The sequence below is a fragment of the Streptomyces sp. NPDC001068 genome, assembly GCF_042897315.1.
Lineage (GTDB): Bacteria > Actinomycetota > Actinomycetes > Streptomycetales > Streptomycetaceae > Streptomyces.
This window is the reverse complement of record NZ_JBIAYD010000013.1, coordinates 218,912-239,670: the sequence shown is the minus strand read 5'-3', so window position 1 is coordinate 239,670 and position 20,759 is coordinate 218,912. Positions and strand designations below refer to the sequence as shown.

At 73.1% G+C, this 20,759-nt stretch carries 20 protein-coding genes; 12 read left to right on the top strand and 8 right to left on the bottom strand.

From position 1 onward, the window contains the following. The first annotated feature begins 4 nt into the window (after positions 1 to 4). Positions 5 to 1,111, top strand: a complete 1,107-nt coding sequence (locus tag ACFY3I_RS33900; protein WP_365285349.1) for an FAD-dependent oxidoreductase — start codon at positions 5 to 7, stop codon at positions 1,109 to 1,111. A gap of 96 nt (positions 1,112 to 1,207) precedes the next feature. Next, on the top strand, positions 1,208 to 1,831 hold the full coding sequence (locus ACFY3I_RS33895; RefSeq protein ID WP_390864925.1) for a DedA family protein: 624 nt from the start codon (positions 1,208 to 1,210) through the stop codon (positions 1,829 to 1,831). A 15-nt stretch (positions 1,832 to 1,846) separates the two neighbouring features. On the opposite strand, the gene ACFY3I_RS33890 is transcribed toward ACFY3I_RS33895, so the two are convergent. Continuing rightward, a complete protein-coding gene (locus ACFY3I_RS33890) occupies positions 1,847 to 2,299 on the bottom strand; it encodes a MarR family transcriptional regulator (protein WP_365285345.1) in 453 nt (150 codons plus the stop codon). 86 nt (positions 2,300 to 2,385) lie between these two features. Then, positions 2,386 to 3,381: an Lrp/AsnC family transcriptional regulator gene (locus ACFY3I_RS33885; protein ID WP_390864821.1), complete on the bottom strand. Its 996-nt coding sequence runs from the start codon at positions 3,379 to 3,381 to the stop codon at positions 2,386 to 2,388. 189 nt (positions 3,382 to 3,570) lie between these two features. On the opposite strand from ACFY3I_RS33885, the gene ACFY3I_RS33880 reads away from it, so the two are divergent. Then, positions 3,571 to 5,166: an MFS transporter gene (locus ACFY3I_RS33880; protein ID WP_390864820.1), complete on the top strand. Its 1,596-nt coding sequence runs from the start codon at positions 3,571 to 3,573 to the stop codon at positions 5,164 to 5,166. A gap of 5 nt (positions 5,167 to 5,171) precedes the next feature. Here ACFY3I_RS33880 and ACFY3I_RS33875 read toward each other — a convergent pair whose 3' ends face one another. Next, positions 5,172 to 6,503 (bottom strand): enolase C-terminal domain-like protein, encoded by a 1,332-nt coding sequence (locus ACFY3I_RS33875; protein WP_390864819.1) that lies wholly within the window; start codon positions 6,501 to 6,503, stop codon positions 5,172 to 5,174. Positions 6,504 to 7,055: 552 nt separating this feature from the next. Between ACFY3I_RS33875 and ACFY3I_RS33870 the strand changes: the two genes are divergently transcribed. Then, entirely contained in the window at positions 7,056 to 7,421 is a 366-nt protein-coding gene (locus ACFY3I_RS33870; RefSeq protein WP_390864818.1) for a DUF779 domain-containing protein, read from the top strand. Between the two features lie 72 nt (positions 7,422 to 7,493). Continuing rightward, a complete protein-coding gene (locus ACFY3I_RS33865; RefSeq protein ID WP_390864817.1) occupies positions 7,494 to 8,735 on the top strand; it encodes a phosphodiester glycosidase family protein in 1,242 nt (413 codons plus the stop codon). Between the two features lie 64 nt (positions 8,736 to 8,799). On the opposite strand, the gene ACFY3I_RS33860 is transcribed toward ACFY3I_RS33865, so the two are convergent. The 5 genes from ACFY3I_RS33860 to ACFY3I_RS33840 form a co-directional block, all read right to left on the bottom strand. After that, the gene (locus tag ACFY3I_RS33860; protein ID WP_365285333.1) at positions 8,800 to 8,994 is read right to left on the bottom strand and encodes a hypothetical protein; all 195 of its coding nucleotides are present in this window, start codon (positions 8,992 to 8,994) and stop codon (positions 8,800 to 8,802) included. Positions 8,995 to 9,159: 165 nt separating this feature from the next. Continuing rightward, on the bottom strand, positions 9,160 to 10,242 hold the full coding sequence (locus tag ACFY3I_RS33855; protein ID WP_390864816.1) for an acyl-CoA dehydrogenase family protein: 1,083 nt from the start codon (positions 10,240 to 10,242) through the stop codon (positions 9,160 to 9,162). Then, positions 10,239 to 11,420: an acyl-CoA dehydrogenase family protein gene (locus ACFY3I_RS33850; protein ID WP_390864815.1), complete on the bottom strand. Its 1,182-nt coding sequence runs from the start codon at positions 11,418 to 11,420 to the stop codon at positions 10,239 to 10,241. The genes ACFY3I_RS33855 and ACFY3I_RS33850 overlap by 4 nt, the downstream gene beginning before the upstream one ends. Further along, entirely contained in the window at positions 11,417 to 12,385 is a 969-nt protein-coding gene (locus tag ACFY3I_RS33845) for an NADPH:quinone oxidoreductase family protein (RefSeq protein WP_390864814.1), read from the bottom strand. The genes ACFY3I_RS33850 and ACFY3I_RS33845 overlap by 4 nt, the downstream gene beginning before the upstream one ends. Positions 12,386 to 12,476: 91 nt before the next feature. Continuing rightward, complete coding sequence (locus ACFY3I_RS33840) at positions 12,477 to 13,052, bottom strand: helix-turn-helix domain-containing protein (protein WP_390864813.1); 576 nt, start codon at positions 13,050 to 13,052, stop codon at positions 12,477 to 12,479. A 78-nt stretch (positions 13,053 to 13,130) separates the two neighbouring features. Here ACFY3I_RS33840 and ACFY3I_RS33835 point away from each other — a divergent pair, with 78 nt between their 5' ends. The 7 genes from ACFY3I_RS33835 to ACFY3I_RS33805 all read left to right on the top strand — a co-directional run bounded on the left by ACFY3I_RS33835 (position 13,131) and on the right by ACFY3I_RS33805 (position 20,757). Then, positions 13,131 to 14,060 carry an NAD(P)/FAD-dependent oxidoreductase gene (locus ACFY3I_RS33835; protein WP_390864812.1) on the top strand — a complete coding sequence of 310 codons (930 nt, stop codon included), beginning with the start codon at positions 13,131 to 13,133 and terminating at the stop codon, positions 14,058 to 14,060. Positions 14,061 to 14,089: 29 nt separating this feature from the next. After that, positions 14,090 to 15,628, top strand: a complete 1,539-nt coding sequence (locus tag ACFY3I_RS33830) for an ATP-dependent DNA ligase (protein ID WP_390864811.1) — start codon at positions 14,090 to 14,092, stop codon at positions 15,626 to 15,628. Continuing rightward, positions 15,625 to 16,092, top strand: coding sequence for an NUDIX domain-containing protein (locus tag ACFY3I_RS33825; RefSeq protein WP_390864810.1), 468 nt, complete (start codon positions 15,625 to 15,627; stop codon positions 16,090 to 16,092). Before ACFY3I_RS33830 ends, ACFY3I_RS33825 begins: the two co-directional genes overlap by 4 nt. A gap of 75 nt (positions 16,093 to 16,167) precedes the next feature. Continuing rightward, entirely contained in the window at positions 16,168 to 17,553 is a 1,386-nt protein-coding gene (locus ACFY3I_RS33820; protein ID WP_365285317.1) for an NADP-dependent succinic semialdehyde dehydrogenase, read from the top strand. 24 nt (positions 17,554 to 17,577) lie between these two features. Then, positions 17,578 to 17,814, top strand: coding sequence for a DUF6213 family protein (locus ACFY3I_RS33815; RefSeq protein WP_365285315.1), 237 nt, complete (start codon positions 17,578 to 17,580; stop codon positions 17,812 to 17,814). A gap of 622 nt (positions 17,815 to 18,436) precedes the next feature. Beyond that, a complete protein-coding gene (locus ACFY3I_RS33810) occupies positions 18,437 to 19,501 on the top strand; it encodes a type III polyketide synthase (protein ID WP_365285313.1) in 1,065 nt (354 codons plus the stop codon). Continuing rightward, entirely contained in the window at positions 19,498 to 20,757 is a 1,260-nt protein-coding gene (locus tag ACFY3I_RS33805) for a cytochrome P450 (RefSeq protein ID WP_390864924.1), read from the top strand. The genes ACFY3I_RS33810 and ACFY3I_RS33805 overlap by 4 nt, the downstream gene beginning before the upstream one ends. The last annotated feature ends 2 nt before the right edge of the window (positions 20,758 to 20,759 follow it).

The following is a 20,759-nucleotide window of genomic DNA, read 5'->3' as shown; positions in this document are numbered from 1 at the left end:
CACTGTGCGGGACGGCAACGTAGTGGTGATCGGCGGCGGTTACGCGGGCATACGGCTAGCGAAAAAGCTGGACACGACAGCGCATGTCACTCTCGTGGACCGCAAGGAGGTCTTCTTCCACCGCATCGCCTCCCTGCGGGCGGGCGTCCGCCCGGAGTGGACCGGCGCACCCTTCATCCCGTACGACAGGCTGCTGGCCAACGGCCGCCTGGTGGTGGGCAAGGCGGTCCGGATCGACACCGTCGAGCGCCGGGTCACCCTCGCCACGGGCGACCGACTGCCGTACGACGTGCTGGTCGTGGCCACCGGCGCCGACTACCCCGAGCCGGCCCGCTTCGTGGGTTCCAGCCCCGACGAGGCCGCGAAGGCCTTCGCCGAGCACCAGCACAACATCGCCGCCGCCGACCACATCCTGGTCGTCGGCGGCGGCCCCTCCGGTGTCGAGCTCAGCGCCGAGATCCGGCTGGCCCGCCCGGACGCCCGGGTCACCCTCGCGCACTCCGGGCAGGAACTGCTGCACTCCACCGGCAGCAACCGCGCCGGCCGCAGAGCCAGGGCCTGGCTGACGGCCCACGACGTGACGGTCCGGCTGGACTCCTTCATGTCACCCGGTACCGACTTCGGCACCTACCGCGACGCCCACGGCGAGGTCCTCGCCGCCGACCTCTCCTTCTGGGCGACCGGCACCACTCCCAACACGCTCTGGCTGCGGCTGGCCGGGCACGGCGACTGGCTGACCGACTCGGGCCACGTCAGGGTCGACCGGACTCTCCGGGTCGAGGGCAGGCCGGACGTGTTCGCGGTCGGCGACGTCAACGACGTCCCCGAGCTCAAGGTCACCCCGGCCGCACTCGCCCAGGCCGAGGTCGCGGCCCACAACATCACCTCCTACCTGCGCAGTTCCGGACGGCACAGCAAGCGGGCGCGCGCCTACCGGGCCGTCCGCCGCACCCCGCTGATCGTGCCCTTCGGCCCGGCCGACGGGGTGACCCTGCTGCCGGTACCCCTCGGCGAGAGCGCGGTCCTCGGCACCCGGGCCACCGTCATGGCCAAGGCGAAGACCCTCATGACCCCGTACATGCGACGCCAGCTCGGCTACCCCTCGGCCTGACGGACGGCGGCTCCTCCCCCGCGTCCGGGCATCCCGGCGGTCGGCACGTGACACTTGAGGGAAGCGACCGGCGTACGGGACAGGGAGGTGACGACGGTGATCGCCGTCAATCCGACGGACAGCGCCTCGCTGCTCGCCGCCTTCGGCGCGCTGGCCGTGCTGGTGGTGATCTTCGCCGAGTCGGGCCTGCTGGTCGTCGGGTTCTTCCTGCCGGGTGACACCCTGCTCTTCCCGGCGGGCGTGCTGTGCGCGGCGAACGCGGACCGGGCCCCCCGCCTCGAACTGTGGCAGGTGCTCGTGTGCGCGGCCGTCGGCGCGGTGGCGGGCGGCCAGGTGGGCTACCTGATCGGACGGCACGGCGGGCGCCCGCTGCTGGCCCGTACCACCAGTGCGCGCGTGAAGTCCGGGGCCGCCCGCGCGGAGCGGCTGCTGGCCCGCTACGGCTACGGCAAGGCCCTGGTGATCGGCCGCTTCGTGCCGGTGCTGCGGACGGTGCTGCATCCGGCGGCCGGGGCGCTCGGGGTGCCGGTGCGGCCGTTCACCCTCTGGCAGGCCGTCGGCGGGGTGCTCTGGTCGCAGACCTTCGTCCTCGCCGGGTTCGCCCTGGGCTCGTCGGTCTCGCACATCGACCGCTATCTGCTGCCGCTGGTCGCCGTGATCGTCGTACTGTCCCTGCTGCCCGCGCTGGCCGAGGCGCGCCGGTCCCGGCGACGGCGGTGACCCGGCCCGCAGGGCTCAGACGAGTTTCTCCACCACCGCTTCGAACTGCCGCACCATGGCGGGCACCGAACGGCCGTCCAGGAGGTCCACCACCCGCCTGCGGGCGCTCGCCAGGTGCACCGGGTAGGCGTCCTGGAGGCGCTCGAGACCTTCCGGGGTGAGGGTCGCGACGTTGCCGCGGGCATCGCCCTCGTAGCGCCGCTTGACGACCTGCCCGCGGTTCTGCAGCGCGTCCACGACGCGGGTGATGCGGCTCGCGGACAGCGCGGTGGCCGAGGCGAGGTCCGTCATCCGCAGTTCCCGGTTCTCGGCCTCGGAGAGGTTCATCAGGACGACGTACTCGGTCAGCGTGAGACCGGTGGACCGCAGCAGATCGTCGTCCAGCGAGCGCGGCAGCGCGACGATCACACGCATCAGGGCGCGCCAGAGGCGCTCCTCCTGGGCGCTCAGCGGCTCCTCGTCACTCATCACCGCACAATAGTGTGCTCAAGCAAGGAGTTTCAACCGTACGGAGCACGTCAGGGCCTGCCCGCGACACGGCCGGGAACCCCCCTCTAGACGGCGGACGCAGGCACCAGCCGGCCGCGGGAGATCAGGGACGCCGCCTTCTTGAGGTGGTGGACGCTGATGCTGACGCCGTAGCCGTCGATGCCGGGGGTGGCGGCGATCCGGGTGGTCAGAAAGCGGTAGAAGTCCTCGGGGTCGCGGGCGATGACGGTCACCATCAGATTGTGCTCGCCGCTGATCGCCCCGACGAACGGCACCTCGTCGTACCGGGCGGCCTCCGCCCCGACCCGCTCCAGCCGTGCCGGAGCCACCCGCAGCCACAGGACGGCGTGCAGCCAGTGGCCCAGCCGCTCCGGAAGCAGCTCCACCTCGTAGTCGAGGGTGCCGGAGCTCTCCAGCGACTCCAGCCGCCGGGCCACCCGGGACAGGGACCAACCGGTGAGTTCCGCGAGCCGGGTGTGGGTGGTACGGCCGTCCTGGGCGAGCGCCTCCAGCAGCGGGGCGTCCTCTTCGACGGGCGGGGCCGGGGGGCCGGGGGCGACCGGCGGCCGCTCCGAGGTCAGCTGCCGGACCTGCTCGGGGCCGAGGTTGTCGCCGTAGCCGGTCCACCCGGCGGTGCCCGGAGCGTCGTAGTTGTGGATGATCAGGTCGACGCTGAGGTCCAGGACCGAGGCGGACCTCGGCAGTTGCCGGAGCAGCACGTCCTCGCGGGGCATGTCGAGCGGTGCGCGGATGACACAGATGATCTCCGAACCGCCCGACGCCAGGTGGGCCCAGGAGATGTCGGGGCGGCGGGCGAGGGCCTCGGCGAGCGGGGCGACCCGGTCGGGGCGGCAGCGGATCCGGGCGACCCACTCCGCGGCGCCGTGCACCCGCCGGTTGACCAGTCCCACCACCCGTAGCGCACCGCTGCGGCGCAGCGCCTGGTAGCGGCGGGCCGCGGTCTGCTCTGAGACGCCCGCCACCTCGCCGATCCGGCGGAAGGACAGCCGGGGCGCGCACTGGAGCGCACGGAGGATCTTCCTGTCCACGTCGTCGAGCATGACGGAAGTGTGGCACGTCCTCGCGACCGTCTGGAGGATTCTGCCGTCCGGGGTGCGGTTGGTTGGTGGTCGTGTACGCCGGACCGGATCCTGTGGCGGCGGGTTTCCCACCGGACGCCCGTACGACACAGGCCGCCGGGTTCGCCGGGGCCTCGACCGCGGCGCGGCGCGCCGCGAAGGAGTATCTCCGTGAACGTCACGACACCGGCGAGCGCGCCGGTCGAGCGGCGGGCGGCCACGATCGTCATGGCCTGCCTGGGCGTCTTCGTCGCCTACCTTCCGGTCACCACCGTCGCCGTGAGCCTGCCGGCGCTGCAGTCGGCACTGCACGCCTCGACGGCCCAACTGTCCTGGGTGCAGGACGCGTTCGTACTGCCGATGGCCGCGTTCATCCTGACCGCCGGCGTCGTCGGGGACGTCCACGGGCGCAAGAAGGTCTTCCAGGCCGGTCTGCTCCTCTCCGCGGCGGGCGCGGTCACCGCGCTGTGCGCGCACTCCGTCGAGGCCGTCTGGGCCGGGCAGGCGCTGGCGGGCGTCGGCGCGGCCGCGCTGCTGCCGACCACGCTGGCACTGATCAGCCATGTGGTGCCCGACCACCGGGAGCGCGGCAAGTACATCGGCATATGGGCGACCTGCCTGATGGCCGCGCTGGCGATCGGTCCGGTGATCGCAGGCGTGGTCGTCGCGCACTTCTCGTGGCGCTGGATCTACCTGCCGTCCGTCCCGGTCGCGCTGCTCGCCGTGGCCGTCGCGGCCCGGCGGCTCACCGACTCCCGGGCTCCGCACGGCCGCCGGCTGGACTGGCCCGGGCAGCTCACCGCCACGCTCGCCGTCACCGCGCTGGTCTACGGCGTGATCGAGGGCGGCGCCGGCTCGTTCGCCGACACCGAGGTGCTGCTGGCGCTGTTCACCGCGGCGGCCGCCGGTGTCGCCTTCGTCCTGGTGGAGCGGCGCAGCGACAGCCCGATGCTGGACCTGAGCCTGTTCCGCAGCCCCGCCTTCACCGCCACCACGCTGGTGGCGATGATCAGCTTCCTGGCGCTGATCGGGTTCTTCTTCGTCCTCAGCCTCTACTTCGGCATGGTGCAGCGGCTGGACACCCTCCAGGCGTGCTGGCGACTGCTGATGGTCACCGGGGCGGCGCTGCTGGTCGGCGGCCCGGCCGGCCGGCTGATGCACCGGATCCCCGCACGCTGGATGATCACCGGCGGACTGCTGCTGGTCGCCGCCGCCCAGTTCGCGCTGACCGGCCTGGCGGCCGACACCTCCTTCGCGTCGGCGGCCTGGCGGCTGGTGCTGCTGGGCCTCGGCATGGGCCTGGTCATGACCCCCATGACGGCGACCGCGGTGGCCTCGGTGCCGCACCGTCAGGCCGGCATGGCCGCCGCGGGCAACAACGCGTTCCGGCAGGTCGGCGGCGCCCTCGGGCCCGCCGTGCTGGGCGCGGTGCTCACCACCCGGGCGATCGACGCGCTGCCCGGTCACCTCACCGACGCGGGGGTCACCGGAGCGGCCCGCGACCAGGTCGTCTCGACCGCGCGGGCGGACGGACTCGGCGCGGTCGCCGGTCTGGATCCGGGACCGCGGACCGGACAGGTGCTGGGCGCGCTGGGCGACTCGTTCCTGGACGGGATGCGGCTGTGCCTGCTCACGGCGGGGAGCCTCACCCTGCTGGCCGCCCTGGTCGCGGTGGTCCTGCTGCGGACCCCCCGGGAGCGGCCGCCGACGCTCCGGGCGGCGGGAGACACCGCCGGCGAGAAGGAGCCGGCGGTCCGGGGAGCCTGACGGCCTCACCGCACCAGGCAGGGCCGCTTCGCGTCGAAGGTCCAGCCGTCCACGAGGTAGCGCATCCCGGCCGCGTCGTCGCGGCCCGCGCCGAGGCCCCGCTCCTCGTGGAGGGCGTGGGCCGCGAGCAGCCGGTCCATGTCCAGCCGGATGCCGAGCCCGGGGGCGTCGGTGACGGCGACCTCGCCGTCGACGACGCGCGGCGGCGCGACCGTCAGACGCTCCTGGCCCTCCTGCCAGATCCAGTGCGTGTCCAGGGCGTTGTAGTCGCCGGGGGCCGCGGCGCCGCAGTGGGCCATCATCGCCAGCGAGATGTCGAAGTGGTTGTTGGAGTGGCAGCCCCAGGTCAGCCCCGTCTCGTGGCAGAGCTGTGCCACCCGTACCGAACCGCTCATGGTCCAGAAGTGCGGGTCCGCGAGCGGGATGGAGACCGACTGCAGGGCCAGGGCGTGGGTGAGCTGCCGCCAGTCGGTGGCGATCATGTTGGTCGCGGTGGGCAGGCCGGTGGCCCGGCGGAACTCGGCGAGGATCTCGCGCCCGGAGTAGCCCGCCTCGGCCCCGCAGGGGTCCTCGGCGTAGGCGAGGGTGCCGAGCAGCGGCCGGCACAGTTCGACGGCTTCCCGCAGTGACCAGGCGCCGTTGGGGTCGAGGGTGACACGGGCTTCGGGGAAGCGCTCCTTGAGCGCGGTGACGGCCTCGACCTCCTCGGCTCCGGCCAGGACCCCGCCCTTGAGCTTGAAGTCACGGAAGCCGTAGTGGTCGTAGGCCGCCTCCGCCTGCCGGACGATCGCCTCCGGGGTGAGGGCCTGCTCGCGCCGGACGCGGTGCCAGGCCACGTCGGCGTCGGGTTCGCGCAGGTAGTCCAGGTCGGTGCGGTCGGGGTCGCCGACGTAGAAGAGGTAACCGAGGACGCGTACCGAGTCGCGCTGCTTGCCGTCGCCGAGCAGGGCGGCGACGGGCACCTCCAGGTGCTGGCCCAGCAGGTCGAGGAGGGCGGACTCGACGGCGGTGACGGCGTGCACGGTCGTGCGCAGGTCGAAGGTCTGCTCACCGCGGCCGGCGGCGTCCCGGCGGCCGAACGCCTCCCCCATGGCCCGCAGCACCCGCTTGTGGTCGCCCAGGCGCGCGCCGACGACCAGGGGCTCCGCGTCCCGCAGCGTCCGGGTGATCGCCTCTCCGCCGGGCACCTCGCCGAGCCCCGTCCGGCCCTCGGAGTCCTCGACGACCAGGACGTTGCGGGTGAAGCAGGGGGCGTGGGCGCCGGAGAGGTTGAGCAGCATGGAGTCCCGGCCTGCCACCGGGTACACGGAGAAGCGGGTGACGACGGGCTGGCTCATGGGCGGAACGTCCTTACGGAACCGGGCGTCACGTCCACGGTCGCGAAGGACGCCTGCATACAGGGACCGGATCTACGTACAGAGACTACATCTACGTACGGAGACAGAGGTTAGGGATGTGGACGCGTCCGGGTCAATGGTCGCGCGGGAGCGACCCCGCGCCCCGGGGCCGCGGGCGCGGTCCGTCGGGCGACGGGTGACCTGCGCCGCCGACCACGCGCCCTGACACCGCGGTCAGGCCGGCGCGGTGCCCGCCGGGCGGGACGGCGACCGCGGTCGTCGGGGCGTGATGGCCAGACGTGGCGGGCGGGGTGTCCGAGCGAGCCGAGCGGGGTGTCCGGGTAAGCCGAGCGGGCGTCGGGTCGCGCCGGGCGGGAGCCCGGCAAGCCGAGCGAGCGTCGGGTCGAGGCGGGCGGACTTCGGGGCGCGCCGGGCGGGGTCCCGGCTCGGCGAAGGATGCGCGTGCCGGACAGTCGACGACCGCTTCTGGACCGGCCGGTGACGAGGGGTGAGACTGAGGGGATCCGACACCCCGGCCCCAGGAGGGTGACCATGACCGACCGGACAGCGCCCCCGCGCGTCGAACTGACCCCGCAGGCAGCCGAGTTGGTGCGCCGACTGCGGGCCGAGCACGGCCCGCTGATGTTCCATCAGTCCGGCGGCTGCTGCGACGGCAGCGCGCCCATGTGCTACCCCGACGGGGAGTTCCGCACCGGCGGCTCGGACGTGCTGCTGGCCGAGCTGGCGGTGGACGGCGTCGAGGAGCCGGTCACCTTCTGGATGTCCCGCAGCCAGTACGAGGCGTGGAGCCACACCCGCCTGATCGTCGACGTGGTGCCCGGACGGGGCAGCGGCTTCTCCCTGGAGGCACCCGAGGGGGTGCGTTTTCTCACCCGTTCGCGCGTAGTCGACGTCTAGCCGACCTGCCGGTCACTCCCGTCTGCTGCACTTCCCTGAGTCCTGGGACTCGACGAGACATCAGGGGGTGCGGTGACGCATCGTCAGAGACGACTTGCCACGACGACCCGAACTCTGTTCACGATTCTCACGACGTCCGGCGTGCTGGCCGGTGCCGCCCTCGCGGGGGCGGAACCGGCCGGCGCCGCGCCGGGCACCGGCCGGATCGCGTCCGGCGTCACCTACCGGCAGTTCGACCTCCCGGCGGCCAGGGGCACGGTCCACGCCCATCTGCTCACCGTCGACCTGTCCGATCCGCACGTCCGGGTGGACCTCCTCGACCCGGGCGCGGTGGCCGCCCGGGCGCCGGTGTCCACGATGGCCGACACGGCGGGCGCGGTCGCGGGCGTCAACGGCGACTTCTTCAACATCAACGAGACCCAGCACCCGGGCGTGGAGGCGACCGGCGCGAGCGTCGGCCCGGCGATCGCCCACGGCCGGCTCCTCAAGTCCGCGGTGCCGACGGCCCAGCGGTTCGGCCCGTCGCTGCCGCCTGGCACCGACACCACCGACGTCCTCGGCGTCGGCGTGGACCGCAGGGCCCGGATGGACCGGCTGAAGTTCGTCGGCACCATCCGCACCCCCGACGGGACCCTCGCGCTGCGCGGGCTCAACCAGTACGCGCTGGCGCAGGGTTCCGTCGGCGCCTACACGGCCGCCTGGGGATCGGCCTCCCGCAAGCGCGCCACCTGCGGCTCGGACACCAGTCGGGCGGCCGGCTGCAGCACGGACACGTACGAGGTGCGGGTCCGCGGGGGCAGGGTCGTCACCGCCGCCGACGGCCCCGGCAGCGGCCCGATCGCGGCGGGGACCACCGTTCTGCTGGGCCGGGAGGCCGGCGCGGACAGACTGCGCGCGCTCACCACGGGCGAACGGGTCACGGTGCGCAGGCAGATGGTGGCGTCCGCCACCAGGGTCCCCTACACCTTCGCGGTCGGCGGCTACCCGGTCCTGCGCGGCGGCCGGCCGTTGGACGGGCTCGACGACACCACCTCGGCCGTACGCACGGCGGCGGGCTACACGAGCGGCGGCCGCCGCCTGCTGCTGCTCGCGCTGGACGGCGCGGTGGCCTACCGCAGCGGCCTGACCATCGCCGAAGTGGCCGACGAGATGCGCGCGTTGGGTGCCGTCGACGCGTTCAGCCTGGACGGCGGCGGCTCCACGACCCTGGTGGCCCGCACCCCGGGCGACCGGACGGTGAGTGTGCTCAACCACCCCACCGAGAGCCCGGAACGCCCCGTGGCGAACGGGATCGGGATCTTCTCGAAGCCCTGACCTCGGCCCCGCGACCGCCGGCTCAGGGGCACAGGCTCAGCGGCGCAGGCTCAAGGGCACAGGCTCAAGGGCGCAGGCCGCTCACCATGTCGGCGGTCGCGGTGAGCCCACTGCTGATGGTCGGCGCCATGCTGGTGCTGGCCAGGTAGAAGCCGAGCAGCATGCAGACCAGGGCGTGCGAGATCTTCAGCCCGCCCTGGCGCATGAAGAGCACGGCCAGCAACAGAAGCAGCAGCACCACAGAGATGGAAACGGCCATCGCGAACCTCCTCCGCCACGCCCCTTCCGGGGCGTTCGGCCGCAAGTGTGGCGTAGCGGAGGTCGGGCCCGTGCGGTCGACACGTCCCCCGATCGGGTGGTGTCACCGCACGGTTCCGCCGCGTGTGCGAGCGGGCCCCCGGACCGGCGCGCGACGGCCGTCCCCTTACGGGGCCTGGAGATCCACGAGGCCCGCCAGCGCCTCCCGGTGTGCCCCCGCCGTCCCGAACGCGAGCGAATCCGCCTTGGCCCGCTTCAGATACAGGTGGATCGGATGTTCCCAGGTCATGCCGATCCCCGCGTGCAACTGCAGCGCCTCCTCGGCGGCGTGCACGGCGACCGGCCCCGCGTAGGCCTGCGCGACCGCCACCAGCACGTCGGCGTCCTCGTCGCGGGCCAGCGCGTCGGCGGCCCCCCGCGCGGCGGCCCGGAGGTTCACCACCTCCAGCCACAGCTGCGCCAGCCGGTGCTTGAGCGCCTGGAACCCGCCCACCGGGCGGTTGAACTGCTTGCGTTCCTTGAGGTACCGCACGGTCTCGGTCAGCGCCCACTCGGCGAGTCCGAACTGCTCGGCGGCCAGCAGTCCGGCCCCGGCCCGCAGTCCGCGCCGTACCGCGGGCTCCGCGTCGCCCAGGTGACGCCCGGTCGCCCCGTCGAGGACCACCGCGGCGAGCGGCCGGGTGAGGTCCAGGGAGATCTGCGGGGTGACGGTCACGGCACCCGCCTCGACCGCGTACAGCCCGCCGTCGTCCCCGGGCACCAGCAGCACGTCCGCGGCGACCGCGTCCGCGATGCCGGTCAACTCGCCGTACAGGCGGCCGTCCTCGACGCGTACGGTCGCGAACCCGCCGCCCGGGGCGACGTGCAGGCCCACGGCCAGCGCCCCCACCGTCCGCCCGGACGCCAGCTTCCCGAGCAACTGCCCGTCGTCGCAAGCCAGCAGCGCCTCGGTCGCCACGACCGCACTGGTCAGATACGGGACCGGCGCCACCGCCCGGCCCAACTCCTCCAGTACGACGCCGACTTCGCGGTGCGAGGCACCCTGCCCGCCCAGCTTCTCCGGAATCAGCAGCCCGGCGAGCCCCATGCCCTCGGTGAGGGACTTCCAGGCGGCCGCGTCGTGCGGCGCGTCCGACTCGGTGCGCGCGATCACCCCGGCCGCCTCGCAGCGGTCGGAGAGCAGGTCACGCACCGCGGCCCGCAGCGCCTCTTCCTCCTCCGAGTACAGCAGATCGGGCTGTGTGCTCATCGGGCGAGGTCCTTCCAGGCGACGTCCTTGTCGGTGCGCGGCTCGGCGGGCAGGCCGAGGACGCGTTCGGCGACGATGTTCAGCAGGACCTCGCTGGTCCCGCCCTCGATGCTGTTGCCCTTGGCGCGGAGGTACCGGTAGCCGGCGTCCCGGCCGGTGAAGTCGACCAGTTCGGGCCGCCGCATCGTCCAGTCGTCGTACAACAGGCCTTCCTCGCCCCGGAGTTCGACCTCAAGGCCGCTGATCTCCTGGTTGAGGCGGGCGAAGGCGAGCTTCATGCCGGCACCCTCGGGGCCGGGCTGTCCCGCGACGAGCTGCTGGCGCAGCCGCTCGGCGGTGAGCCGGGCGACCTCGGTCTCGACCCACAGCTTCAGCAGCCGCTGGTGCAGGTCGTGGGTGCGCAGCTCGGGACGCTCGCGCCAGGTCCGCGCGACCGGGCCGATCATGCCGCCCTCGCGGGGCAGCCGCATGCCGCCGATGGCGACGCGCTCGTTGTTCAGCGTGGTCTGCGCGACCCGCCAGCCGTCGCCGGCCTCGCCGAGGCGGTGGGCGTCGGGGATGCGGACGTCGGTGAGGAAGACCTCGTTGAACTCGGCCTCGCCGGTGATCTGCCGCAGCGGGCGCACGTCCACGCCCGGGTCGGTCATGTCGCAGACGAAGTAGGTGATGCCGGCGTGCTTGGGCACGTCCGGGTCGGTGCGGGCGATGAGGATGGCCCAGCGGGCGTTGTGCGCTCCGGAGGTCCACACCTTCTGCCCGTTGACGATCCAGTCCTCGCCCTCACGGACGGCCCGGGTGCCGAGCGCGGCCAGGTCGGATCCGGCACCCGGTTCGCTGAACAGCTGGCACCACACCTCCTCGCCGGTCCACAGCGGCCGCAGGAAGCGCTGCTTCTGCTCGTCCGTCCCGTACTTGAGGATGGTCGGGGCGGCCATGCCGAGCCCGATGCCGTTGCGCCGGGAGTCGTTGTCCGGGGCGCCCGCGGCCTCCAGCGCGGCGTCCACGACGGCCTGGAGGGAACGCGGGGCGCCCAGTCCGCCGAGGCCCTGCGGGTAGTGCACCCAGGCCAGTCCCGCGTCGAAGCGGGCCTTGAGGAAGTCGAGCCGGTCCGTGCCGGCGGGCGGGTGGGCGGCCAGCAACTCCGCGGTGCGGCGGGAGAGTTCGGCGGCGTCGGTCATGCTCCGGCTCCGTTCGGCAGGACGGTGACCCGGCCGGTGGTGACGCCGTCGCCGAGTCGCTGCACGGCAGCGGCGGCCTCCGCCAGCGGGACCCGCTCGCTGACCAGCGGCTTGATGGCACCTTCGGCGGCCAGTTCGGTGAGCCGCTGGTGGCAGTCCAGGATCAGCTTGGGGTTCTTGGTGGCGTACAGGCCCCAGTGCAGGCCCATGATCGAGTAGTTCTTGACCAGGGCGTGGTTGAGCGCCGGGCTCGGGATGGTGCCGCTCGCGAAGCCGACGACCACGATCCGGCCCTCGAAGGCGACGGTCTTGGCCGACTGGGTGTACGCCTCGCCGCCGACCGGGTCGTAGATCACGTCGGCGCCCCGGCCGCCGGTGGCCGCCTTCACGGCGCCGACCACGTCCTCGGCACGCCGGTCGATGACGACGTCGCAGCCCAGCTCGCGGGCGACGGCCGCCTTGCCGGCACCGCCCACCACGCCGATCACGGTGGCCCCGGCCGCCTTGCCGAGCTGTACGGCGGCGCTGCCGACCCCGCCGGCGGCGGCGTGCACCAGCAGTGTCTCGCCGGCCTGGAGCGCGGCCCGGCGGTGCAGTCCGAACCAGCCGGTCTGGTACCCGATGTGCAGGGCGGCGGTCTCGGCGTCGTCCAGCGCGTCGGGAGCGGGCAGCAGGGCGGCGGCGTCCGCGACCGCGTACTCGGCGAAGCCGCCGTAGGGCAGCACCGGGTTGGCGATCACCCGGCGCCCGTCCTCGGTCTCGCCGCAGATCTCCACGCCGGGCGTGAACGGCAGCGGCGGACGCACCTGGTACTGGCCCCGGCACATCAGCACATCGGGGAAGTTGACGTTGGCGGCGCGCACCTTGAGCAGGACCTGGCCGTCGCCGGGCGTGGGCCGCTCCACCTCCTGGAGCCGCATCACCTCGCTCGGCTCGCCGTTCTCGTGCACTTGCCATGCCTGCATGCGGTGCCTCCACAGACTGCTTCGTCGGGGTCCACCGCATACTAAGCGGTCGCTTGCCGCTGAGGGAACAGCCGGCGGCACGGCGGACGCGTCACGGCGTGCTTCTCGGCCTCGCCCGCACGTGCATCCGCTCCCCCTGCGGCCCGAACAGGCTGAGGAACTCCACCGGCCCCTCCCCCGTGGACCCGAACCAGTGCGGCACCCGGGTGTCGAACTCGGCCGCCTCCCCCGCCGCCAGCACGACGTCGTGCTCGCCGAGCACCAGCCGGAGCTTTCCGGAGAGCACGTACAGCCACTCGTACCCCTCGTGGGTGCGCGGCTCGGGATCGAGATTCCGCTTCGGCTCGACCACCTTGAAGGCCTGCAGGCCGCCGGGCTGCCGGGTCAGCGGCCAGAAGGTGCGGCCGTACCGCTCCATCGGCCTGGCGCGCACCCGGGGATCCCCGACCGGCGGGGCGCCGACCAGCTCGTCCAGCGGGACCTGGTGGGCCTGGGCGATCGGCAGCAGCAGCTCCAGGCTGGGCTTGCGCAGGCCCGCCTCCAGCCGGGACAGGGTACTGACCGAGATGCCGGTGGTCTCGGAGAGGGCGGCGAGAGTGACCTCCCGCTCCTTGCGGAGCCGGCGCAGCCGGGGACCCACCCCCGCGAGAACGTCGTCGGTAGTCATCCACGTATTGCAGTTTCGGCAAAGACGTTTGTCAATCCGGCGCCGGGTGGGCGACCGTCGGCGACGGAGGTGGTCACCATGACCGACACGTACGAAGTGGTCGTCGTCGGCGGCGGCGCGGCCGGGCTGTCCGCCGCGCTGGTCCTGGGAAGGGCCCGGCGCCGCACCCTGGTCGTCGACGCAGGCGAGCCGCGCAACGCCCCCGCCGCCCACATGCAGGGTTTCCTGTCCCGGGACGGCATGCCGCCCGCCGAGTTCCTGGCCGTCGGGCGCGAGGAGATCGCGCGGTACGGCGTGGAGCTGGTCCGGGACCGGGCGGTGGACGCGTCCCGGGACGGCGGCTTCACGGTGTCGCTGGCGAGCGGCGGGCAGGTCCGGTCCCGGCAGCTGGTGGTCGCCACCGGCCTCGCCGACGAACTGCCGCCGGTGCCGGGCGTCGCCGAGCGGTTCGGCCGGGACGTCCTGCACTGCCCCTACTGCCATGGCTGGGAGGTCCGCGACCAGGCCTTCGGCGTCCTCGCCACCACCCCGATGAGCGTGCACCAGGCCCTGATGGTGAGCCAGTGGTCCCACGACGTGACGCTGTTCCTGCACCAGGTCGCCGAGTCCGAGCTGTCCGGCGAGGACCTGCGGCGGCTGGCCGCGGCCGGGGTCCGGGTGGTGCCGGGCGAGGTCACCGGGCTGCGGATCGAGGACGACCGGTTCACCGGCGTGCGGCTCGCCGACGGAAGCACGCAGCCGCGCGAGGCCCTGTTCGTGGCACCGCGCCCGGTGCCGCGGAACGAGCTGTTCACGGCGTTGGGCGCGGAGCTGGCCCAGACCCCGTTCGGGGCCTACCCGGTGATCGACGAGCGGGGTCTGACGACCGTGCCCGGCCTGTGGGCGGCGGGCAACGCGAGCGGCTTCGCCGAGCAGGTGGTGAACGCGGCGAGCCGCGGCTACCGCGCCGGTGCGGCGATCAACGGCGAGCTGCTCCTCGAGGACCTGGACGCCGCCGTGCGGGTGTAGTCCGCCGCCGTCCGTTGCACCATGGCTGCATGCTGCTGAGCCGGCTCGCCGAAGTGTCCCGGGAGGTCGCCGCCACCGCGGCCCGGTCCCGCAAGACCGCGCTGTTCGCCGGCCTCTTCCGGGAGACGGCCCCGGACGACGTGCCGGTCGTCATCCCCTATCTGGCCGGCCGTCTCCCCCAGGGCCGCCTCGGCGTCGGCTGGAAGGTGCTGTCCCGGCCGGTCCCGCCGGCCCGCGAACCCTCCCTCACCGTGCGGGAGGTCGACGCCCGGCTGACCGGCCTCGGCAAGGTCTCCGGTCCCGGTTCGCAGGCCGAACGCGCCCGGATCGTGGCCGAGTTGATGAGTGAGGCCACCGCCGAGGAGCAGCGTTTCCTGCTGGGTCTGCTCACCGGTGAGGTCCGGCAGGGCGCCCTGGACGCGGTGGCCGTGGAGGGACTGGCAGAGGCGACCGGCGCGGACGCGGCAGACGTACGCCGGGCGGTGATGCTCGCCGGGTCCCTCCAGACGGTGGCCGGGGCGCTGCTCGCGGACGGCCCGCCGGCCCTCGCGCGGTTCCGGCTCACGGTGGGGCGTCCGGTGCTGCCGATGCTGGCGCACACCGCCTCCTCGGTCGCCGAGGCGGTCGGGAAGCTGGGCGCCTGCGTGGTCGAGGAGAAACTCGACGGCATCCGGGTCCAGGTCCACCGGGACGGCGACAGCGTGCGGGTCTTCACCCGCACCCTCGACGACATCACCGACCGGCTCCCCGAAGTGACGTCCGCGGCGCGGGAGTTGCCGGGCGATCGGTTCGTCCTGGACGGTGAGGTGATCTCCTTCGACGGCGCCGGCCGGCCCCGCTCCTTCCAGGAGACGGCGGGCCGGGTCGGGTCCCGGACGGACGTGGCGAAGGCCGCGCGGGAGGTCCCGGTCTCCCCGGTCTTCTTCGACGCGCTCTCGGTCGGCGACCGCGACCTCCTCGACCTGCCCTTCGCCGAACGGCACACGGAGCTGGCCCGGCTGGTCCCCGAACCGATGCGGGTCCGCCGGGCGCCGGTGTCCGGGCCCGGGGACACGGCGGCGGCCGAGGAGTTCCTGGCCGCCACCCTGGAGCGCGGGCACGAGGGCGTGGTCGTCAAGGGCCTGGACGCCCCCTACAGCGCCGGCCGGCGCGGCGCCTCCTGGCTCAAGGTCAAGCCGGTGCACACCCTCGACCTGGTCGTCCTGGCCGCCGAGTGGGGGCACGGCCGGCGCACCGGCAGGCTCTCCAACCTCCATCTCGGCGCCCGCACCCCGGACGGCGGCTTCGCCATGCTCGGCAAGACCTTCAAGGGCATGACCGACGCGATGCTGGAGTGGCAGACCGCCCGGCTGAAGGAGCTGGAGGTCTCGGACGACGGCCGGGTGGTGACCGTACGGCCCGAACTCGTCGTCGAGATCGCCTACGACGGCCTCCAGCGGTCCTCCCGCTACCCGGCCGGGGTCACCCTGCGGTTCGCGCGGGTGGTGCGCCATCGCGAGGACAAACGGCCCGAGGAGGCCGATACGGTGGAGACCCTGTTGGCCGCCCATCCGGAGGTACGGCGTTGACCGAGCCGAAGCGAAGCGCCGGACTGCTGTTGTTCCGGCACACCGACCGGGGCGTCGAGGTCCTGCTCGGCCACATGGGCGGCCCCTTCTTCGCGAAGAAGGACGCCGGCGCCTGGAGCGTTCCGAAGGGCGAGTACGAGCCCGGTGAGACCGCCTGGGAGGCGGCCCGCCGGGAGTTCCAGGAGGAGCTGGGCCTGCCGGCGCCGGACGGCGAGGCGATCGCCCTCGGCGAGGTCCGGCAGAGCAACGGCAAGATCGTGACGGTGTGGGCGGTCGAGGCCGACCTGGACCCTGCGGCGATGGAGCCCGGCACCTTCACGATGGAGTGGCCGCCGCGCTCGGGCCGGATCCAGGAGTTCCCCGAGCTGGACCGGGTGGCCTGGCTCGCACCCGGCCGGGCCCGTGAGGTGATCGTCACGGCGCAGGCCGCGTTTCTCGACCGGCTGGCGGAGCACACGGACTGAACAGGCGCGCATGCGTTGCGGTCCACCGGGCCGCGCGCGAAGGTCGAAGCAAACCCGCTCCCAGGGAGGTCAGCCATGCCCATCGCGACGGTGAACCCGGCGACCGGCGAGACGCTCGAGACGTTCGAGGCCATGGACGAGGACGAACTCGAACGCCGGCTCGAACTGGCTGAGGCGACGTTCCGCACCTACCGCACGAGCGCCTTCGCCGAGCGGGCCCGTCTGCTGCACCGGGCCGCCGACCTGCTGGACGCGGACACCGACGACATCGCCCGCACCATGACCACCGAGATGGGCAAGCCGCTCGCGCAGGCCCGCGCGGAGGCCGGGAAGTGCGCGAAGGCGATGCGCTGGTACGCCGACCACGCGGAGGAGCTGCTGGCCGACGAGGAGCCGGCGGAGCAGGACGTGAAGGACTCGGGCGCGTCCCGGGTGCGGGTGCGCTACCGCCCGATCGGGCCGGTGCTGGCCGTGATGCCGTGGAACTTCCCGCTCTGGCAGGTGGTCCGGTTCGCCGCGCCGGCGCTGATGGCGGGCAACGTGGGCCTGCTCAAGCACGCGTCGAACGTGCCGCGGACCGCCCTGTACCTGGAGGACCTCTTCCACCGGGCGGGCTTCCCGCAGGGCTGCTTCCAGACCCTGCTGATCGGCTCCGGCGCGGTCGACGAGATCCTGCGCGACGAGCGGGTGCGGGCGGCCACCCTCACCGGCAGCGAACCCGCGGGCCGCGCGGTCGCCGCCACCGCCGGCGAGATGATCAAGAAGACGGTGCTGGAACTGGGCGGCAGCGACCCCTTCGTGGTGATGCCGTCGGCGGACCTCGACCGCGCCGCGCGGACCGCCGTGACCGCGCGCGTGCAGAACAACGGGCAGTCGTGCATCGCCGCGAAGCGGTTCATCGTGCACACCGACGTCTACGACGCCTTCGCCGAGCGGTTCGCGGCGGGCATGGCGGCGCTGCGCACGGGCGACCCGATGGACGAGGGGACGGACGTGGGACCGCTCGCGAGCGAGCAGGGGCGGGCCGACCTGGAGGAGCTCGTCGACGACGCGAAGCGGTCGGGAGCGCGGGTGCTGTGCGGCGGACAGCGGCCGGAGGGGCCCGGCTGGTTCTACCCGCCGACCGTGCTCGCCGGGATCCACCGCGACATGCGCATCCACCGGGAGGAGGCGTTCGGGCCGGTGGCCACCCTCTACCGGGCCGGGGACCTGGACGAGGCGGTCCTCATCGCCAACGACTCGCCCTTCGGGCTCAGTTCGAACGTGTGGACGCGGGACGACGCCGAGGTGGACCGGTTCGTCCGGGACCTGGAGGCGGGCGGTGTCTTCGTCAACGGCATGACCGCCTCCCACCCGGCGTTCCCGTTCGGGGGTGTGAAGCGGTCCGGCTACGGGCGTGAGCTGTCCGGGCACGGAATCCGGGAGTTCTGCAACATCACCACTGTTTGGCAGGGTGCGTGAGGGTTGCGCGGCTACGATCCGGGTGTGAACCGGGAAGTGACTCTGCCTCTGATCGTCGACGACCGCGGAACCCTTCAGGTGGCCGCCGCCGACGTGAGTAAGTTGCTGCGGACCATGGGTGGACGGTGGGTGCGGCTGGTGGAGGCCGGGGAGAGCGGACTGGACGAGGACACGGTGGCCGCCCTGACCATCGAACTGGCGAAGCTCGCCGACCGGATCGACGTGGCCTGCATCGCCCACAGCAGCGGGCAGCAGGCGTAGTTCGGCGGACACGGGTGGCCCGCCCTCATCCGATCCCGGGCGGCGACGTCGGCCGTGACGGCGTCCGCCGGTTCGGCGTCGAGGGCGAGCCGGCGGACGTACGCCCGGTGGGCCCGGCGGCGACTCCCGCGTGCGCATTCCCGGTTCGTCCCCCGCGCACCCCTCGGTGAGCGCGGTGAGGCGCCGTGCCGCGAGCCCCTCGCCGTCGGCCGGCGCCGTGCAGAACCCGGCGGCGGGCTCCCCGTCGGCGGGCTGCGCCAGATGCAGGAACACGCGCCGGTCGGCGGGGACCACCCGGCGCCGTTCCGGGGCCGGCGCGGCAGACGTGCCCGGCTTCGGCCCGCCGTCGGCGACGACCGGCACCAGTGGCCCCGCCTTGGCGCGAGAGTCCGCGCTGACCTGCTCTTTTTCGGCGGTTCCGGAGTCGTCCCGGGCATCGTGCCGCCTCCCGTCCGGATACCTCTGCGCTGATACGACCCTGACACCGGGTCACCGGTTCGGAGTAGTTCGGCGCGAGATCGTCGCCCTCACGGGTGATCGTGAAGGAACCACCTCCTGAGGTGAACCACCTCTCTGACCGGTCGGGCCAAACCCGCCGGAAGGCTGAAAGCAGGCACGGTTCATGGCGACTTTGTGCAAACCCTCAGTGTCGGTCCCGGAGTACGTGATCACGATGGAGGAGACGCTGGAACTGGCGCGCTCCCACCACGAGAACCACCCGCAGCTGCCACTGGCGCTGAGACTGATCGAGAACACGGGCGTTCGCACCCGGCACATCGTGCAGCCGATCGAGGAGACCCTCAAGCACCCCGGCTTCGAGGAGCGCAACAAGCTCTACGAGGTCGAGGCCAAGTCGCGGGTCCCCGCAGTGATCCAGCGAGCGCTCGACGACGCCGAGCTGCTCACCAGCGACATCGACGTGATCATCTACGTCTCGTGCACGGGCTTCATGATGCCCTCGCTCACCGCGTGGCTGATCAACGAGATGGACTTCGACTCCACCACCCGCCAGATCCCGATCGCCCAGCTCGGCTGCGCGGCGGGCGGAGCCGCGATCAACCGGGCGCACGACTTCTGCACCGCGTACCCGAACGCCAACGCGCTCATCGTGGCCTGCGAGTTCTGCTCGCTGTGCTACCAGCCGACCGACCTCGGCGTCGGCTCGCTGCTCTCCAACGGCCTGTTCGGCGACGGCATCGCCGCCGCCGTGGTCCGCGGCAAGGGCGGCACCGGCGTCGAGCTCGAGCGCAACGGCTCGTACCTGATCCCCAAGACCGAAGAGTGGATCATGTACGACGTCCGGGCCACCGGGTTCCACTTCCTGCTCGACAAGCGGGTCCCGGCGACCATGGAGCCGCTGGCGCCGGCGCTCCAGGACCTGGCAGGACTGCACGGCTGGAACGCGTCCGACCTGGACTTCTACATCGTCCACGCGGGCGGGCCCCGGATCCTGGACGACCTGAGCAAGTTCCTCAAGGTCGATCCGCACGCGTTCCGGTTCAGCCGGGCCACACTCACCGAGTACGGCAACATCGCGAGCGCCGTCGTCCTGGACGCACTGCGCCGGATGTTCGAGGAGGGCGGCGCCGAACACCAGGCGCGCGGTCTGCTGGCCGGCTTCGGTCCCGGGATCACCGCGGAGATGTCGCTGGGTCGCTGGCGGCGTCCGGACGGAGAGGCGGCCTGACCGAGATGGCGCTCACCGAACCGCTCGACCCCGCCGACGAAGCCGCCGCGGCGGGCGCCGACGCGGCCGTCTGCCCGGTCCGGCACTGGGAGGTGCCGGACCTGGCGGGGGTGGAATTCGACCCCACCCTGGCCGAGCTGATGCGGGAAGGGCCGGTGACCCGGATCCAGCTGCCCAACGGCGACGGCTGGGCCTGGTTGATCACCCGGTACGACGACGTGCGGATGGTGGCCAACGACCTCCGGTTCAGCCGCGAGGCCGTGATGGAACAGCCGGTCACCCGGCTCGCCCCGCACTTCATCCCGGACCGTGGCGCGGTCGGTTTCCTGGATCCGCCCGACCACACGCGGCTGCGCCGTTCGGTGGCCCCCGCGCTCACCTCCAAGGGCGTGGAGCGGGTCCGGGAGAAGGCCCGCCGCATGCTGGACGAGCTCGTCGACCGGCTCGTCCGGCAGGGGCCGCCGGCCGATCTCACGGCGACGGTCCTGAGCCCCTTCCCCATCGCGGTGATCTGCGAGGTGATGGGCGTTCCGACCGCCGACCGGCACACCATGCACCTGTGGACCCAGCTGATCCTGTCCTCGAGCCACGGCAAGGAGGTCAGCGAGAAGGCCAAGCGCGAGATGGGCGCCTACTTCGCCGACCTCGTCGCCCTGCGCGTGGACAGCTCCGGCGAGGACGTGACGTCGTTGCTGGGCGCGGCGGTCGGCCGCCGCGAGGTCACGCTGGAGGAGGCCGTCGGCCTCGCCGTCCTCCTCCAGATCGGCGGCGAGGCGGTCACCAACAACAGCGGGCAGATGTTCTACCTGCTGCTGAGCCGGCCCGACCTCCTCGACCGGCTGCGCGCCGAGCCGGAGATCCGCCCCCGGGCGCTCGACGAGCTGCTGCGCTGGATCCCGCACCGCAGCGCGGTGGGGCTGTCCCGGATCGCCCTGGAGGACGTGGAGATCAAGGGCGTGCGGATCCGGGCGGGAGACGCGGTCTACGTCTCCTACCTGGCCGCCAACCGTGATCCCGACGTCTTCCCGGACCCCGGGACGATCGATCTCGGCCGCAGTCCCAACCCGCATGTCTCCTTCGGGTTCGGCCCGCACTACTGCCCGGGCGGCCAGCTCGGCAGGCTGGAGGAGGAACTCCTCCTCGACGCGCTGCTGGACCGGCTCCCCGGCCTGCGGCTGGCCGTCTCCCCGGATCGGGTGCCCTTCAGGAAGGGCGCGTTGATCCGGGGGCCGGAAGAACTTCCGGTGACCTGGTGACA